The sequence below is a fragment of the Streptomyces sp. NPDC020490 genome (assembly GCF_044335305.1).
GTDB lineage: Bacteria > Actinomycetota > Actinomycetes > Streptomycetales > Streptomycetaceae > Streptomyces.
The window spans coordinates 75,433-89,841 of sequence record NZ_JBIRUY010000014.1; the positions used below are offsets into that span (position 1 = coordinate 75,433).

Consider the following 14,409-nt stretch of genomic DNA (forward strand, 5'->3'; position numbering starts at 1 on the left):
GACGAAAGGAACCTGATTCACCATGCGCATCGCATTCCTGACCGCACCCGAGGGCGTCGAGCAGATCGAGCTCACCGACCCTTGGCAGGCGGCGCGCGACGCGGGCCACGAGCCCGTGCTCGTGTCGACGAGGTCCGGGAAGGTGCGGGCGTTCCACCATCTCGACAAGGCGGACACGTTCCCCGTGGACGAGGTGGTGGGTGAGACCTCGGCCGGCTCCTTCGGCGCCCTCGTGCTGCCGGGCGGCGTCGCCAACCCGGACTTCCTGCGCATGGACGGGAAGGCGGTGGCGTTCGTCCGGGACTTCTTCGACCAGGGCCGTCCGGTCGCGGCGATCTGCCACGCCCCCTGGACGCTGATCGAGGCGGACGTCGTGCGCGGCCGGGTGCTGACGTCCTGGCCGAGCCTGCGGACGGACGTCCGCAACGCGGGCGGCACCTGGGTCGACGAGCAGGTCGAGATCTGTGACCACGGCCCCAACAAGCTGGTCACCAGCCGTAAGCCGGGCGACCTGAAGGCGTTCTGCGACGCGTTCCTGCGGGTGTTCCCGGAAGGCGCGGGCTGACGGACGGCCCGGACGCCGGCCAGGAACGACACCTGGACGCCGGCCGGCCCGGACGACAGCCCGAACCGCCCCGGATCGCCGTCGGCCGCTGCCCGGCCGGCGGCGATCCGGGTGTCCGGCCGGGCGGCGAATCGGGTGTCCGGCCGACGGCGATCCGGGTGTCCGGGCTGTCGTCCGGGTCCGGCGGTGCCGGCTGTTCAGGCGCGGGGAGTCGCGGACTCCCCGCCCTTGCGTTCCCGGGCCCCTTCCCGCGTGCGGCCGGCGGCGACCGGACGCCGCGGGTTGCGGCGCAGGTACTCGCCCTCCAGCTGGGCCATGCGTTCGTTGTGGGTGCGCAGCGCGTCGTTCGAGCCGTACAGCAGGGTGTCGTGACGCGTGCGGTGGATCGTCTCCAGCTCCTTCATGAGCTGCTGGTCGTCCAGCCGACTGGGTTCGACTCCGGTCATGGTGGCCACCCGCTCGTCGTGTTCGTCCATGAGGTCCGGGTACCCGCCCGGTGAGCACTACCCGCGAGCGATGTCCGGGAGGGAGCCATGGACCTCGCGTTTCTGCACCCACTGTACGAACATCCCGGGCCCTGGGCCTCCGTGTACGTCGACACCTCACGGCACCCGGAGGACGCCTCCCACGAGCGGCGGCTGACGGCCGAGGCCCTGTCCCGGGAGCTGTCCGGACAGGGGGCGGACGATGCGACCTGCCGGGCGGTGCGGGAGGCGCTGGAGGAACTCCGGCTCTTCCCGGAGCCGCCCGGGCGGGCCCTGTTCGCACGCGCGGGCAGGGTGGTCCTGGACCCGCCGCTGGCCCGGCCCCCGCGGCGCGACAGCGCCCACTGGGCGCCGCTGCCGCACACCGCGCCGCTGCTGGAGCTGGCCGGCGAGGACCCGGTGTGCGTGGTGGCGTACATCGACCGCAAGGGCGCCGACTTCGAGCTGCGCGGCGCGCTGGACCGGCGGGACGCCGGTCCGGTCTCCGGACGCCAGTGGCCGGTGCGCCGTACGGGCACGGTCGACTGGTCGGAGCGGCAGTTCCAGCTGAAGGTGGAGAACACCTGGGAGCACAACGCGGGCGAGATCGCCGACGCGCTCGCCGTCGCGCAGGAGGAGACGCTGGCCGACCTGCTGATCCTGGTGGGCGACGACCGGGCGCGGCGGGCCGTGCGCGAGCGGCTGCCCGGGCGGCTCGCTGATCTGGTCGTCGACGCCCCGCACGGCATCGGCAGCCGGCTGCTGGACGAGGACGTCGAGCAGGCGCGCGCCGAGCACGTCCGGCGGCGGGCCACCCGCGAGCTGGAGCGCTTCCGCGCGGCCCGCCGCCCGGACGCCGAGGGGCGCGGCTCGGCGGTGGAGGGCGTGCCGGCGCTGGTCGAGGCCGCCCGCGAGCACCGCATCGACGAGCTGCTGATCCTCCCCGACGGTCCGGACGCGCACCGCGAGGTGTGGATCGGCGAGGACCCGGACCAGCTGGCGGTGCGCCGTACGGACCTGAGGATCCTCGGCGGGCAGCACTCCTGGCCCGCGCGTGCGGACGACGCGCTGATCCGGTCCGCGGTGGCCACGGGAGCCCCCGCGCTGTCGGTCACCCCGGCTGCCGGGGCGGCCCGGGAGGAGGCCCCGGTGGGCGGCCTGGGCGCGCTGCTGCGCTGGTCCTAGGGCTCCGAGCCCCGCAGACGGCGGTCGGCGGGTACCGGGCCTCCTCGGCCCGTCGGCCGTCACCTCACCCCTCACCCCTCGGCCCGCCGCGTCACCGCCTGTCACCTCACCCGTTCGACCCGCCGTTCGTCCCACACCGGTTCCGGGGTCTCCCGGACCCGGCCGTCGCTGCCGAAGACCAGGTAGCGGTCGAAGGAGCGGGCGAACCAGCGGTCGTGGGTGACCGCGAGGACCGTGCCCTCGAAGGCCTCCAGGCCCTCCTGGAGCGCCTCCGCGGACTCCAGGTCCAGGTTGTCGGTCGGCTCGTCGAGCAGCAGGGCGGTGACGCCCGCCAGTTCCAGCAGCAGGATCTGGAAGCGGGCCTGCTGGCCGCCGGAGAGCTTGTCGAAGGGCTGCTCGGCCTGGGCGGTCAGTTCGTAGCGGCGCAGCCGCGACATGGCGGCGCCGCGGTCCTGCGAGTGCTCCTGCCACAGGATGTCCAGCAGCGGACGGCCCCGCAGCTCGGGGTGGACGTGGGTCTGCGCGAAGTGGCCGGGCACGACGCGCGCCCCGAGCTTCCAGCGGCCGGTGTGCGCCACGTCCTCGCCGGCCAGCAGGCGCAGGAAGTGCGACTTGCCGGAGCCGTTGGAGCCGAGGACGGCCACCCGTTCGCCGTAGAAGACCTCCAGGTCGAAGGGTTTCATCAGGCCGGTGAGTTCGAGCTGCTCGCAGGTGACGGCGCGGATGCCGGTGCGGCCGCCCTTCAGGCGCATGGTGATGTCCTGCTCGCGCGGCGGCTCCGGCGGCGGCCCGGCCTCCTCGAACTTGCGCAGACGGGTCTGGGCCGCCTGGTAGCGGGACGCCAGCTCGTGGCTGACGGTGGCCGCCTGACGCAGGTTCAGCACGAGCTTCTTCAGCTGGGCGTGCTTCTCGTCCCAGCGCCTGCGCAACTCCTCGAAACGGGCGAAGCGTTCGCGCCGGGCCTCGTGGTAGGTGGCGAAGCCGCCGCCGTGCACACAGGCGTCGGCGCCCGCCGGGCCGGGTTCCACGGACACGATCTTCTGGGCGGCGCGGGCGAGGAGTTCGCGGTCGTGGGAGACGAACAGAACCGTCTTGCGGGTCTCCGCCAGCCGCTCCTCCAGCCAGCGTTTGCCGGGCACGTCGAGGTAGTTGTCGGGCTCGTCGAGCAGCAGCACCTCGTCGGTGCCGCGCAGCAGCGCCTCCAGCACGAGCCGTTTCTGCTCGCCGCCGGAGAGGGTGCGCACCAGCCGCCACTGCGCCTTCTCGTACGGCACGCCGAGCGCGGCCGTGGTGCACATGTCCCACAGCGTCTCCGCCTCGTACCCGCGGGCCTCGGCCCAGTCGGCGAGGGCCTGCGCGTACCGCATCTGGGCGGCCTCGTCGTCGACGGTCATGATGGCGTGCTCGGCCTCGTCGACGGCCCGCGCGGCTTCGCGGACGCGGGGCGGCGCGACCGACACCAGCAGGTCGCGCACGGTTGTCTCGTCCCGTACGGAGCCCACGAACTGGCGCATCACGCCGAGGCCGCCGCTGACGGTGACGCTCCCGCCGTGCGGCTTCAGCTCGCCGGAGATCAGCCGCAGCAGGGTCGTCTTGCCGGCGCCGTTCGGTCCGACGAGGGCGACGACGGCCCCCTCGCCCACCCGGAAGGACACGTCACCGAGCAGCGTCCTGCCATCGGGGAGGTGGTACTCGAGGTGCGCGGCTTCCAGATGTCCCATGGGAGGGCATTGTGCGGGTGGTGCGCTCACCGGGGCAAACGCTTATCCGGGCAAACCCATGTCCGGCCGCACGCTTGTCCGGCCGCACGCTTGTCCGGCCGCAGGCTTGTCCGGCCGCAGGCTTGTCCGGCCGCAGGCTTGTCCGGCCGCAGGCTTGTCCGGGCCCACCCTCATCCGGGCCCACCCTCATCCGGCCTCGGTGACCGGCCGTCCCGCCGGGCCGCCCTCGCCGGCCGGGGACACCGTCGCGCCCGCCCACCGCAGCGCCGTCCAGCCGTCGGACGGGGAGCCCTCCAGGACCACGACGCCCGTGTTGGCGAGGGGGCGGGCGGCGGCGAAGGAGACGTCGACGTTGCCCGCGCGGGCCGCGGTCCACACCCGGATCGCCGCGCCGTGGCTGACCATGGCCACCGTGGCCGCCCCGCTGCGGGCGGCCTCCGCGACGACGGCGTCGTACCGCGCGAGCGCATCGGCTCCGGTCTCGCCGCCCGGCATCCGCAGCCGCGTCTCCCCGGCCGCCCAGGCGAACACCGTCCTCAGGTACAGCGCCCCCTGCTCGGAGTCGCCGGGCAGCATCTCCAGGTCGCCGGCGGACAGCTCCCGGATGCCCTCCCGGACGACCACGCCGAGGCCGCGCACGGCGGCCAGCGGGGCGGCGGTGAGCTGGGTGCGGACCAGGGTGGAGGCGTACAGGACGTCGATCTCCTCGCCGGCGAGCGCCGTCGGCAGCGCGGCGGCCTGCCGCTCGCCGAGCGCGGTCAGGCCGGGGCCCGGGGCGGCGGTGTCCAGCAGCGCCCGGACGTTGGTGGGGGTCTGGCCGTGCCGGATGAGGAGCAGACGCATCCAGGGACCTCCGCGTGTCGGTCACCGCCCGCCGTGCGCGGCAACGGCCTGCTCAGCGTACCCGCACGGGACCAGCCCCGGCCGGTGCCCGAACCGCGCTGACGAGCCGTCAGTCCACATGGCAAAACCTGGGTCTCATCATTCGGCATACGCGCGTACCGTGACAGGCACCGGCCGCCGGGGCCCGAAGCCCCGAGGGCCGTACGACGAGAGGGGATCAGCCATGCCGAAGCCGCGGGAGACCGCCGTCTACACGCACGGGCACCACGAGTCCGTGCTGCGCTCGCACACCTGGCGGACCGCCGCCAACTCCGCGGCCTACCTCCTCGGCTCGCTCAAGCCTCACATGAAGATCCTGGACATCGGCTGCGGACCCGGCACCATCACCGCCGACCTGGCGGAACTGGTCCCGGACGGGCACGTCACCGGCGTCGACATGGCGCCGGAGGTGCTGGAGCGGGCCCGCGCCACGGCCGCCGGGCGCGGCCTGGGCAACGTCGACTTCGCCGTCGCCGACGTCCACGCGCTGGACTACCCGGACGACACGTTCTGCGTCGTGCACGCCCACCAGGTGCTGCAGCACGTGGGCGATCCGGTGCGGGCGCTGCGGGAGATGCGGCGGGTGACCAGGCCGGGTGGCTTCATCGCCGTCCGCGACTCCGACTACGCGGCCATGACCTGGTATCCGGCGTCCGCCGGGATGGACGACTGGCTGGACCTCTACCACCGGGTGGCCCGCGCCAACGGCGGTGAGCCGGACGCCGGACGCCGGCTCAAGGCATGGGCGGTGCGGGCGGGGCTGACCGACATCACCGCGACCTCCTCGACCTGGACGTTCTCCACCGCCGAGGAGCGGGCGTGGTGGAGCGGCCTGTGGGCGGACCGGACGGTGGCGTCGGCGTACGCCGGGCAGGCCACCGCGGGCGGTCACGCCACCGCGGAGCAGCTGCGCGCCGCGGCGGACGCGTGGCGGGAGTGGGGCGCCCGGGATGACGGCTGGTTCTGCGTCCTGCACGGAGAAATCCTCTGCCGCAAGGACGCCTGAAACACGGTTTTCGGGAAACCCGGCCCAGCAGGAGGTTCATTATGGTTCCCATCCTGCTCGTACTGCTTCTGGTGCTGATCCTTTTCGGCGCGGGATTCGCGGTGAAGGCCCTGTGGTGGATAGCGCTCGCTCTTCTCGTCGTGTGGCTTCTCGGATTCATGATGCGCAGCACGACGGCGACCGGCGGCAGGGGGCGCTGGTATCGGTGGTGAGGTGACAACCGGGTTGTCCCGATGGGATTCATTCCCGGGGAAGCAGCGGTCCCAGCGGCCCGAGGTCCAGGTTCAGGTCCTCGGGCCGCAGTCCGTAGCGCTCCCGCAACTCGGTCATACGGTCGTCGAGGAGCATCAGCGTGAGCCCGATCCGCTCCTCCTGGTCCTCGCTCAGGTCGCCGGTGTCGAACCGGCGCAGGGCCTGACGTTCCATGAGCTGCCGCAGCAGCTCCACGACGGTCAGAACGAGCTTGACGAGGTCGCGCTCTACGGTGTCGGGCTCCAGGTCCAGCCGGTTGCGGCGGGGGGCGGTCACGTCAGCTCTCCCCAAGGCGAAGGTACTTGCTCGTTCACGGAGCTGATCAGTGCGTTCAGGTCGATGCGTACCAGGTCGACGTCCGCGATGCGCAGGGTGATGTCCCCCGTGATGACCACGCCGCCGGCCAGCAGCCGGTCGAGCAGGTCGACCAGCGCCACCTCACGGCGTTCGACTACGGTCACTGCTCCTCCCCGGCGAAGGAGTACGCCGCCCACGGCCCGGTGAGTTCCACCCTGATTCCGGCGTCGTCCACCATCATCTTCTCGTCCTTCGTCCGGTCCACCAGTTCCACGAATTCCTCGGAACTGCTGCGTGGCACCAGATACGCGGCATTGAGGACGTTGCGCCCGGAGACCCCGGAGAGTTTCGGATTCTGCGGGGCATGCAGCCGGAAATCCTCGGCGTGCGCGGAAAGCGTCGCGTGGAGGCGGCTCGCGAACTCCTCGCACTTCTGCCACGTCTCCTCGTTCGACTGCACCCGCATCCGCCGCTGCCGCAGATAGTCCCGGCCCGACGCCGGTTTCCCGGCGGGCGCGGGCGCCTGCCGGGGGGCCTCGATCTCGGCGTACACCTTGACGCCCCACTCCACGCGGCCCTCCAGCCGTGCGAGGGTGCGCCGGAAGTCCTCCTCGCGCTCCTCGATCATCACGCGGACCCCGCTGTCGTCCCGGAAGACGGTGCCGAGCCTCAGCGGCAGCGGCGTGGTGACGACGGTGAGCGCGTCGATCACTCCCTGGTGGGCCCGGGCCACGGCGGTCAGCCAGTCCAGGTCCTCCAGATGCCTGCGGAGCGGTTCCTCGGCGAAGTCCCGCTCCGGCACGTGGCTCACCACGGCGACCAGGCCGTGGTGAGGCACCACTCTGGGCGGGTCGTCCGCCACGCCCGTCAGCTGGGCCTGAAGGGGCGTGTCGAAGGGGCGGCAGACGGCGTAGACGTACCGCAGTCCGGTCACGGTGCCTCCTTCTTCTTCTCTTCCTCTCCCCGGCCTTCCCCGACCCCCCGGCCCTCCCCGACGGGCTCTGCGTACAGCTCCAGTTGAGCCAGCCGCTCACGCAACTCCGCGTTCTCGCGAGCGAGTTGCTTGCGGCGGGCGCGGGAGGACAACTCGGGGTCGTCCTCCCACCAGTCGATGCCCATCTCCTTCGCCTTGTCGACCGACGCGACGATCAACCGGAGCTTGATGGTGAGGAGTTCGATGTCGAGCAGGTTGATCCGGATGTCGCCGGCGATGACGACGCCCTTGTCGAGCACGCGCTCCAGGATGTCGGCCAGGTTGGACCCGCCGCCTCCGGCGTAGGGTTCGGGCATCCGGCTGGACATGGTCATCGACGGCTCCCGCCGGCGTACTCGTACTCGGGCTCTTCTTCCTCTTCCTCCTCGTCGTACTCCTCAGGCTCCTCGTCCTCTTCTTCCTCCTCCGCCCGGGGCTCCTCGCCCTCTTCCTCCTCGTCGTACTCCTCCGGCTCCTCCTCTTCCTCTTCCTCTTCTTCCTCTTCCTCCCCGGTGGGCTCCTCGCCCTCCTCGTACTCCCCGTTCTCCTCCTCGCCCTCGTAGGACTCCTCGCCCTCCTGCTCTTCCCGCTCCTCCTCGGCAAGGGCGTCCTCATGGCTGCGGACGACCTCGGCGTCGCGGATCTCACCGCGCCAGCCGTCCTCGGCCTCGCCCTTGAGCGTGATGAAGCGGACGTAGTTCTTGAGGTCGAGCCGGGCCCGGCGGCCCTGGGCGCGCCAGATGTTGCCGGTCTTCTCGAACAGGCCCGAGGGGTAGTACTCGATCACCAGCAGGACACGGGTGAGGCTGTCGGCGAGCCGGTGGAAGGAGACGACGCCCTTCGTGGTGCCCTTGGCGCCCTCCGAGGTCCAGGCGATCCGGTCGTCCGGCACCTGCTCGGTGGTCGTCGCCTTCCAGCTGCGGTTGGACCACCAGACCTTCAACTGCCAGTCGGAGTGCGTGTCGTCGGCGCGGCTCGCGCTCTTGACACCCTTGGCGAAGGTGCTGAAGTCCTGGTACTTCGTCCACTGGTCGTACGCGGTGCGCAGCGGCACGCCGACATCGATGCTCTCGATGATGACGGTCGGCTTCTGGCCCGAGCCGCCCTTCTTCTTGCCCTTGCCCTTGCCGCCCCCGAGGTTCTTCAGAGCGCCCATCACGTTGTCCTTGGCACGGGAGGCCCCGAGTTCGAGTGCGGAGCGCAGCGGCCCCTTGCCCTCGGCGAGCTTGCGCCCCCCTTCGAGGGCGAGCTTGGCGAAGCCCGGGCTGTTGCCCTCGGCGATGTCGTTCAGCTTGCCGGTGGTCTCGCCCAGCTTGCGGCCGACGCCGACCAGCAGGCGTTCGGCCTGCGCGGCCAGGTACTCCTGCACCTCGGCTTTCAGCCGGTCGGCGGCCTCACTGCGGGCGACGCCGGTGAGCGGGTTGTCCGTGGCCTTGCCGGCCGCCTTGCCGGCCGCCTTGCCCGCCGCGCCTGAGAGAGTCTCGGTCATCGGTCACCGCCGCCCTTCCGCATCCGGCCCCGGGCGCCGCGCGCGGCACCCCTGGCCGCGGCCGTCTTCTTCCCCGCGGTCTTCTTGGCGGCTGCCGTCTTCTTGGCCGCCGCCTTCTTGGCCGGGGCTGTCTTCTTCGCCGCGATCTTCTTCGCGGGCGTCTTCTTGGCGGGCGCCTTCTTCGCGGGCGCCCTCTTGGCGGCCTGCTTCGCCGGTGCCCGCTTCGCCGGTGCCTTCCTGCCGCTCGGCTCGAACTCCTCCTCGGCTTCCGGCTCCTCGGACTCCTCCTCGGCTTCCGGCTCCTCGTGTTCCTCGTGTTCCTCGGATTCCTCGGGCTCGGGTTCCTCCTCGGCCTCCGGCCCCTCCTCGGCCTCCGGTTCTTCCTCGGCCTCCGGTTCCTCCTCGTCCGTCGGCTCCTCGTCCTCGCCGCCCCGGCCGCCGCCCGGCACCACGCCCGCGAGCTGGTCGCGGACCTGCGTGGTACGGCCGTGCAGTCGGTCGGCGAGCGCGTCGATCTGCCGCTCCACCATCGCGCCCGAGGCCGCTTTGCCCACGCCCCGCAGGTCGGTGCGCAGTTGGTCCCCGATCTCCTTGAACTGCGGGTTCTTCAGCAGTTGCTGGGAGACCAGGTCCGCGACCGCCCGCGGGGTGATGTTCATGCGCTTGCCGGCCACGATCGAGCCGATGGCGAACGCCATTTTGAGTTTCTTCGTGCGTCCCAGGAGATATCCGGCCCCTACCGCGAGGCCCAGTCCTACTCGGTTCATCGTGCCGTCCCGTCCCCACTTCCCACGCCGTTGCGCAGGCCGATCTCCAGCCGGTCGAGGAGTTCGTCCTCCATCCGGTCGAACTCCTCCTCGTCCATCTCGCCCGCTTCCAGCCGTGCCTCCAGCTGCGCGAGTTCAGCCCGGACCGTGGCCGGGTCGTAGTAGATGCGCTCCGCCTCGCTGAGCACCTGTTTGATCGCCCACGCGCTGCCGCGCACCGGGGCGAACGGCAGCAGGAGGACCTCTGAGATCAGTCCCATGGGGACTCACTCCTCCTGGCTTTCCGTGCCGAGCGCGGCGGCCGCGGGCTTGCCCGGCCCCGGCTCCACGAAGCTGTACGGCGGCAGCGGGCCGTTGAGGCGCAGGTCCAGGTGCGGCTGGCTCCGGCGGACCTCCTCCACCGCGGCGAGGAAGTCCTCGGCGGACCCCCGCTCCACCAGGAAGGAGATGTTGGCCAGCCAGCCGGTGGACTCCGGGCCCACGCTGATCGTGTCGGCCACCGGCTCCAGGGCGCTGCGGACCGCTTCCGCGTCCTCGCCCTCGCGGGCCTTGACGGCGTCCGCGACCATCTCGCCGAGCCGCAGCCGGTCCTCGTAACTTCCGCCGCCCGCCTGCCGGTTGGCCTCGGCCATGCCACGGAGTTCCGCGTTCTCGGACATCACCCGGTGCAGCACGGCCTCTTCGTCGTGGACGGCCTTGACGTTGTACTCGACCTTGCCGTCCAGCGCCTGCAGGCGCTCCTTGTAGTGGTCCGCGCGCTCGGCGAGCACACTCGTGACCGTGTCGTCGTCCTGCGCGATGCTGCCGAACCGCATGGGCAGCACGCAGCCGCCGGCGCCCGCCTCGCTCAGCACGTTCTGGTGGGCGAGCAGGTCCTTGCGCTTGGGCCGCAGCCCTTCGGGGGCGTCGCTGACGACGGCCGCCAGCTCGCCGGCCCGGAGGATGCGCACCGGCCGCGGCGGGTCCCCGACGCCGCCCATGCCGTCGGGCAGCGACGGGTGGGAAGCGGCCGTGATGCCGTAGACGTACGTGCTCACTCCTCTTCCTCCCTCCGGCGCGCGGCCGTCGACTTGCGGCGCGGCCTGGATTCGCTCTGGCTCTCCTCACGGGCCTGCTTGAAGGCGCCGGATATGGTCTCCGCCGCTCCGGAGAGGGCCCCCTTCGACTTGCCGCGGGCGCCCGACTCGGTGACCTGGCCGACGATGTCGGGCAGGCCGGGGCTCTTGCGCGGGCCCGCCTCCAGGTCGAGCCGGTTGCACGCCTCGGCGAAGCGCAGGTAGGTGTCGACACTCGCCACGACGACACGTACGTCGATCTTCAGGATCTCGATGCCGACCAGGGACACGCGCACGAACGCATCGATGACGAGCCCCCTGTCGAGGACGAGTTCCAGGACGTCGTAGAGGCCGCTGGAGCCGCCTCCGCCGCCGCTCTGCTGGGCCGGGACAACGGTCATGCCGACCGTGCCTCCTTCTCTGTGGACTGGTGAGTGATCGATTGCTTCCGGCGAGCGGCCTACCGGCCGCCCGGCCGGTGGGAGTCGGCCCGTCCGCGCTCGTAGCGGCGGACGCGCCGGTAGCCGGTCAGCTGGCCGTCGGGGTCGAGTTCGACCTGGTAGCTCGCCATCAGGCTCATCGTGTCGGGCACGCGGGCGAGCTCCAGGACCTCGATCTCCAGGGACCAGCCGTCCTCCGTCTGGTCGAAGGACGAGACGCTCTCGGCGGCCATGCCCGTCAGCTCCGCGAGCTGGGCGCGCGCGTGGCGCAGCACCTCCATGGGGCCCGGCCGCTTCTTCGTCGTGCGGCTCTCCGCCTTCTTCGGGGAATCCTGAACGTCTTGCGAATCTTGTGACTCTGGTGTGTTCCTTGTGTTCGTCATGGCCACCTCTCACTCCGTGTGGCCGCCCAGCCGTCGGACAAACCTTCCAGGGCGGCCGGGTCCGGGGGGATCGGCGTCACCGGTGGACAGCGCCGGTACGTGCATCAACCATGTAGCGCGTCGAGCCTGCGGCGGGCCGGTCCGAGGGCGCGCGCCCTGCTCATGACACCGGCCCAGGGGTCGGTGCGGGCCTGGTCGACGGCGTCGGCGACGGTCCAGTGGCGGGCGTGCAGGCCGGGATCGTCGAGCTGGGACCAGGCGATCGGCGTGGCCACGGGAGCGCCGGGCAGGGCGCGCACGGTGTAGGGGGCGACCGCGGTCTGGACGTAGGCGTTGCGTCCGATGTCGAGGTAGAGCCGGTCACCGCGGTCCTTCTTGCGGGGCGCGGTGGTGAGCCGGTCCGGGTGCGCGGCGGCCAGGGTGCCGGCGACGTCGCGGGCGAAGGCGCGGACCTCGTCGAAGCCGTGGCGTCCGGTCAGCGGGACGATCACGCGCAGGCCGCGCGAGCCGGTCGTCATCGGCGCGGAGGGGAGCCGGAGTTCGGCGAGCAGCTCCCCCAGCAGCCGGGCCGCCGCACGGACCGCGGCGAAGTCGTCACCCGCCGGGTCGAGGTCGAACACCATCCGGTCGGGCCGGTCGACGCGCCCCACCCGGGACATCCAGCGGTGCAGCGTCAGGCAGGCCTGGTCGACCAGGTGGACCAGGGTGGCGGAGTCGTCGCACACGGTGTGGCGGACGGTGCCGCCCTCCTTCGGCACCTCGACGCGGGAGACCCGGTCCGGGTAGGTGTCCGGGGTGTTCTTCTGCATGAAGCGGGGGCCGTCGATGCCGTCCGGGTGCCGTTGCAGCATCAGCGGCCGGCCGCGCAGGTGCGGCAGCATGAACGGGCCGACGCGGCGGTGGTGGTCCACCAGGTCGGACTTGGTGTACTCCGGCCCGTCGCCGCCGGGGGACAGCACCTTGTCCGGACGGTGCACCCGGACCGTGCGGCGCCCCGCCCGCACGGTCCGCACGCCGTCGCCGGCCCGCACGTCCTCGCCGGCCCGCACGTCCTCGCCGGCCCGCACGTCGGCATCGCTCACGGCACGACCGCCTCCCCCACCAGCAGCCGCCCGGCCGCGGCGATCGACTCGGCGTCGATGCCCGCGGCATGCAGCTGCTCGCCCGGGGAGGCCGAGCCCGGCATCGTACGGACGGCGAGCCGCACCAGCCGCGGCACGGGCCGTCCGTCGGTGAACGCGTCGAGGACGGCGTCCCCGAGGCCGCCCTCCTCGTGGTGGTCCTCCACGGTCATCAGGCAGCCGGTCTCCTCGGCGGCCCGGCGCAGGGTGATCCGGTCGACGGGCTTGACCGAGTACAGGTCGACGACCCGGACCGGGACGCCCTCGCGCTCCAGCGCGTCGGCGGCGGCCAGCGCCTCGTGCACGGTCACTCCGGCGGCGACGATGGTCAGCCGGTCCCGGTCGGAGGAACGCAGCACCTTGCTGCCGCCGACCGGGAACTCCTCGTCGGGCCCGTAGATCACCGGGCTCTCGCCGCGTCCGGTGCGCAGGTAGCGGATGCCGTCGCGGCCGGCCATGGCGGCGACGAGTTTCGCGGTCTGGTTGGCGTCGCACGGGTACAGCACGGTCGAGCCGTGCACCGCCCGCATCATGGCCAGGTCCTCCAGCCCCATCTGGGAGGGGCCGTCCTGCCCGATCGCGACGCCCGCGTGCGAGCCGACGAGGTTGACACCGGCGCCGCTGATCGACGCCATGCGCACGAAGTCGTGGGCCCGCGTCAGGAAGGCGGCGAAGGTGGCGGCGTACGGCACCCAGCCGCGGGCGGCCAGACCCACCGCGGCCGCGACCATCTGCTGCTCGGCGATGTAGCACTCGAAGTAGCGGTCGGGGTGTGCCTTGGCGAACAGTTCGGCGCGGGTGGAGTCGCCGACCTCCCCGTCGAGGGCGACGACGTCGCCGCGCGCGGTGCCGAGCGCGGCCAGCGCCTCGCCGAAGGCGTTGCGGGTGGCGACCTTCTCGCCCTCGTCCCAGCGGGGCAGGTCGGGCCGGGCGGCGGTGACGTCGTGCGCCCTGCCGTCCGCGGCCGGCTGGTGCACCCGTACCCGGACCTCGCCCGGTCCGCCGAGCTCGGCCACCGCCTCGTCGGCGTCCGGCAGCGGCTTGCCGTGCAGGCCCTCGCGGTCCTCGACGGCGGCCACGCCCTTGCCCTTGAGCGTGCGGGCGAGGATCGCGGTGGGCCGGCCGGAGGTGGACCTGGCCTCGCCGTAGGCGCGGTCGATCGCGTCGACGTCGTGGCCGTCCACCTCGACCGTGTGCCAGCCGAACGCCTGGAAGCGGCGCGCGTAGGCGTCCAGGTCGTGGCCGTGGCGGGTCGGGCCGCGCTGGCCGAGCCGGTTGACGTCGACGATCGCGGTGAGGTTGTCCAGGTGCTCGTACGCCGCGTGCTCGGCGGCCTCCCAGATCGAGCCCTCCGCCAGCTCGCTGTCCCCGCACAGCACCCACACGCGGTAGTCGCGGTGGTCCAGCCGCTTGCCGGCCAGCGCGATGCCGACGCCGACCGGCAGGCCCTGGCCGAGCGAACCGGTGGCCGTCTCGACCCACGGCAGCCTGCGCGGCGTCGGATGCCCTTCGAGGCGGCTGCCGAGCTTGCGGAAGCCGAGCAGTTCACCGTCGTCGATGGCGCCGGCCGCCTTGTAGGCGGCGTACAGCAGCGGCGAGGCGTGCCCCTTGGACAGGACGAAGCGGTCGTTGCCGGGATGGGCGGGGCGTTCGAAGTCGTAGTGGAGGTGGTTGGCGATCAGTACGGCCATCAGGTCCGCGGCGGACATCGAGGACGTCGGGTGCCCGGATCCCGCGGCGGCCGACGCCCGCACGCTGTCCACGCGCAACTGGCGTCCCAGCTCGTCGAGTTCGGCGGTGTTCATACGT

19 protein-coding genes are annotated in these 14,409 nt (G+C 72.4%); 4 read left to right on the forward strand and 15 right to left on the reverse strand.

Features of this window, described 5'->3' with window-relative positions; all coding sequences use genetic code 11:
- Window positions 1-22: 22 nt before the first annotated feature.
- On the forward strand, window positions 23-565 hold the full coding sequence (locus ACH4ZX_RS16910) for a type 1 glutamine amidotransferase domain-containing protein (protein ID WP_398272814.1): 543 nt from the start codon (window positions 23-25) through the stop codon (window positions 563-565).
- 197 nt (window positions 566-762) lie between these two features.
- On the opposite strand, the gene ACH4ZX_RS16915 is transcribed toward ACH4ZX_RS16910, so the two are convergent.
- A complete protein-coding gene (locus ACH4ZX_RS16915; protein ID WP_360755323.1) occupies window positions 763-1,041 on the reverse strand; it encodes a DUF6158 family protein in 279 nt (92 codons plus the stop codon).
- 57 nt (window positions 1,042-1,098) lie between these two features.
- On the opposite strand from ACH4ZX_RS16915, the gene ACH4ZX_RS16920 reads away from it, so the two are divergent.
- Window positions 1,099-2,214 (forward strand): Vms1/Ankzf1 family peptidyl-tRNA hydrolase, encoded by a 1,116-nt coding sequence (locus tag ACH4ZX_RS16920; RefSeq protein ID WP_398272816.1) that lies wholly within the window; start codon window positions 1,099-1,101, stop codon window positions 2,212-2,214.
- Window positions 2,215-2,315: 101 nt separating this feature from the next.
- Here the strand turns inward: ACH4ZX_RS16920 and ACH4ZX_RS16925 are convergent, their stop codons facing one another.
- Both ACH4ZX_RS16925 and ACH4ZX_RS16930 read right to left on the reverse strand, forming a co-directional pair.
- On the reverse strand, window positions 2,316-3,935 hold the full coding sequence (locus ACH4ZX_RS16925) for an ABC-F family ATP-binding cassette domain-containing protein (protein ID WP_398272818.1): 1,620 nt from the start codon (window positions 3,933-3,935) through the stop codon (window positions 2,316-2,318).
- A 186-nt stretch (window positions 3,936-4,121) separates the two neighbouring features.
- Entirely contained in the window at window positions 4,122-4,778 is a 657-nt protein-coding gene (locus ACH4ZX_RS16930) for a histidine phosphatase family protein (protein WP_398272819.1), read from the reverse strand.
- Window positions 4,779-5,001: 223 nt separating this feature from the next.
- Here ACH4ZX_RS16930 and ACH4ZX_RS16935 point away from each other — a divergent pair, with 223 nt between their 5' ends.
- Both ACH4ZX_RS16935 and ACH4ZX_RS16940 read left to right on the forward strand, forming a co-directional pair.
- Window positions 5,002-5,823, forward strand: a complete 822-nt coding sequence (locus ACH4ZX_RS16935) for a class I SAM-dependent methyltransferase (protein WP_398272820.1) — start codon at window positions 5,002-5,004, stop codon at window positions 5,821-5,823.
- 41 nt (window positions 5,824-5,864) lie between these two features.
- The gene (locus ACH4ZX_RS16940; RefSeq protein ID WP_398272822.1) at window positions 5,865-6,035 is read left to right on the forward strand and encodes a hydrophobic protein; all 171 of its coding nucleotides are present in this window, start codon (window positions 5,865-5,867) and stop codon (window positions 6,033-6,035) included.
- A 28-nt stretch (window positions 6,036-6,063) separates the two neighbouring features.
- Here the strand turns inward: ACH4ZX_RS16940 and ACH4ZX_RS16945 are convergent, their stop codons facing one another.
- The 12 genes from ACH4ZX_RS16945 to ACH4ZX_RS17000 all read right to left on the reverse strand — a co-directional run bounded on the left by ACH4ZX_RS16945 (window position 6,064) and on the right by ACH4ZX_RS17000 (window position 14,405).
- A complete protein-coding gene (locus ACH4ZX_RS16945; RefSeq protein WP_360755307.1) occupies window positions 6,064-6,351 on the reverse strand; it encodes a gas vesicle protein K in 288 nt (95 codons plus the stop codon).
- Window positions 6,348-6,536, reverse strand: coding sequence for a gas vesicle protein (locus tag ACH4ZX_RS16950; RefSeq protein ID WP_006376647.1), 189 nt, complete (start codon window positions 6,534-6,536; stop codon window positions 6,348-6,350). The genes ACH4ZX_RS16945 and ACH4ZX_RS16950 overlap by 4 nt, the downstream gene beginning before the upstream one ends.
- A complete protein-coding gene (locus tag ACH4ZX_RS16955) occupies window positions 6,533-7,306 on the reverse strand; it encodes a GvpL/GvpF family gas vesicle protein (protein ID WP_398272823.1) in 774 nt (257 codons plus the stop codon). Before ACH4ZX_RS16955 ends, ACH4ZX_RS16950 begins: the two co-directional genes overlap by 4 nt.
- Window positions 7,303-7,680: a gas vesicle protein gene (locus tag ACH4ZX_RS16960; protein ID WP_398272824.1), complete on the reverse strand. Its 378-nt coding sequence runs from the start codon at window positions 7,678-7,680 to the stop codon at window positions 7,303-7,305. Before ACH4ZX_RS16960 ends, ACH4ZX_RS16955 begins: the two co-directional genes overlap by 4 nt.
- Entirely contained in the window at window positions 7,677-8,834 is a 1,158-nt protein-coding gene (locus ACH4ZX_RS16965) for an SRPBCC family protein (protein WP_398272825.1), read from the reverse strand. Before ACH4ZX_RS16965 ends, ACH4ZX_RS16960 begins: the two co-directional genes overlap by 4 nt.
- Window positions 8,831-9,601, reverse strand: a complete 771-nt coding sequence (locus ACH4ZX_RS16970) for a DNA primase (RefSeq protein ID WP_398272826.1) — start codon at window positions 9,599-9,601, stop codon at window positions 8,831-8,833. Before ACH4ZX_RS16970 ends, ACH4ZX_RS16965 begins: the two co-directional genes overlap by 4 nt.
- Entirely contained in the window at window positions 9,598-9,861 is a 264-nt protein-coding gene (locus ACH4ZX_RS16975; protein ID WP_324788034.1) for a gas vesicle protein GvpG, read from the reverse strand. The genes ACH4ZX_RS16970 and ACH4ZX_RS16975 overlap by 4 nt, the downstream gene beginning before the upstream one ends.
- A 6-nt stretch (window positions 9,862-9,867) precedes the next feature.
- Window positions 9,868-10,638 (reverse strand): GvpL/GvpF family gas vesicle protein, encoded by a 771-nt coding sequence (locus ACH4ZX_RS16980; protein WP_398272828.1) that lies wholly within the window; start codon window positions 10,636-10,638, stop codon window positions 9,868-9,870.
- Window positions 10,635-11,057 carry a gas vesicle structural protein GvpA gene (locus ACH4ZX_RS16985; RefSeq protein ID WP_360755287.1) on the reverse strand — a complete coding sequence of 141 codons (423 nt, stop codon included), beginning with the start codon at window positions 11,055-11,057 and terminating at the stop codon, window positions 10,635-10,637. The genes ACH4ZX_RS16980 and ACH4ZX_RS16985 overlap by 4 nt, the downstream gene beginning before the upstream one ends.
- 59 nt (window positions 11,058-11,116) lie before the next feature.
- Window positions 11,117-11,479, reverse strand: coding sequence for a gas vesicle protein (locus ACH4ZX_RS16990; RefSeq protein WP_398272830.1), 363 nt, complete (start codon window positions 11,477-11,479; stop codon window positions 11,117-11,119).
- A 104-nt stretch (window positions 11,480-11,583) separates the two neighbouring features.
- Window positions 11,584-12,510, reverse strand: a complete 927-nt coding sequence (gene ligD, locus ACH4ZX_RS16995; RefSeq protein ID WP_398272979.1) for a non-homologous end-joining DNA ligase — start codon at window positions 12,508-12,510, stop codon at window positions 11,584-11,586.
- A 47-nt stretch (window positions 12,511-12,557) separates the two neighbouring features.
- Window positions 12,558-14,405, reverse strand: coding sequence for a transketolase (locus ACH4ZX_RS17000; RefSeq protein ID WP_398272831.1), 1,848 nt, complete (start codon window positions 14,403-14,405; stop codon window positions 12,558-12,560).
- Between the last annotated feature and the right edge of the window lie 4 nt (window positions 14,406-14,409).

Coding starts and splice junctions, on each gene's coding strand:
- ACH4ZX_RS17000 (WP_398272831.1), bottom strand. CDS start 14,405: ATGAACACCGCCGAACTCGACGAGCTGGGACGCCAGTTGCGCGTGGAC.
- ACH4ZX_RS16925 (WP_398272818.1), bottom strand. CDS start 3,935: ATGGGACATCTGGAAGCCGCGCACCTCGAGTACCACCTCCCCGATGGC.
- ACH4ZX_RS16940 (WP_398272822.1), top strand. CDS start 5,865: ATGGTTCCCATCCTGCTCGTACTGCTTCTGGTGCTGATCCTTTTCGGC.
- ACH4ZX_RS16990 (WP_398272830.1), bottom strand. CDS start 11,479: ATGACGAACACAAGGAACACACCAGAGTCACAAGATTCGCAAGACGTT.
- ACH4ZX_RS16930 (WP_398272819.1), bottom strand. CDS start 4,778: ATGCGTCTGCTCCTCATCCGGCACGGCCAGACCCCCACCAACGTCCGG.
- ACH4ZX_RS16960 (WP_398272824.1), bottom strand. CDS start 7,680: ATGACCATGTCCAGCCGGATGCCCGAACCCTACGCCGGAGGCGGCGGG.
- ACH4ZX_RS16965 (WP_398272825.1), bottom strand. CDS start 8,834: ATGACCGAGACTCTCTCAGGCGCGGCGGGCAAGGCGGCCGGCAAGGCG.
- ACH4ZX_RS16970 (WP_398272826.1), bottom strand. CDS start 9,601: ATGAACCGAGTAGGACTGGGCCTCGCGGTAGGGGCCGGATATCTCCTG.
- ACH4ZX_RS16910 (WP_398272814.1), top strand. CDS start 23: ATGCGCATCGCATTCCTGACCGCACCCGAGGGCGTCGAGCAGATCGAG.
- ACH4ZX_RS16915 (WP_360755323.1), bottom strand. CDS start 1,041: ATGGACGAACACGACGAGCGGGTGGCCACCATGACCGGAGTCGAACCC.
- ACH4ZX_RS16975 (WP_324788034.1), bottom strand. CDS start 9,861: ATGGGACTGATCTCAGAGGTCCTCCTGCTGCCGTTCGCCCCGGTGCGC.
- ACH4ZX_RS16920 (WP_398272816.1), top strand. CDS start 1,099: ATGGACCTCGCGTTTCTGCACCCACTGTACGAACATCCCGGGCCCTGG.
- ACH4ZX_RS16985 (WP_360755287.1), bottom strand. CDS start 11,057: ATGACCGTTGTCCCGGCCCAGCAGAGCGGCGGCGGAGGCGGCTCCAGC.
- ACH4ZX_RS16935 (WP_398272820.1), top strand. CDS start 5,002: ATGCCGAAGCCGCGGGAGACCGCCGTCTACACGCACGGGCACCACGAG.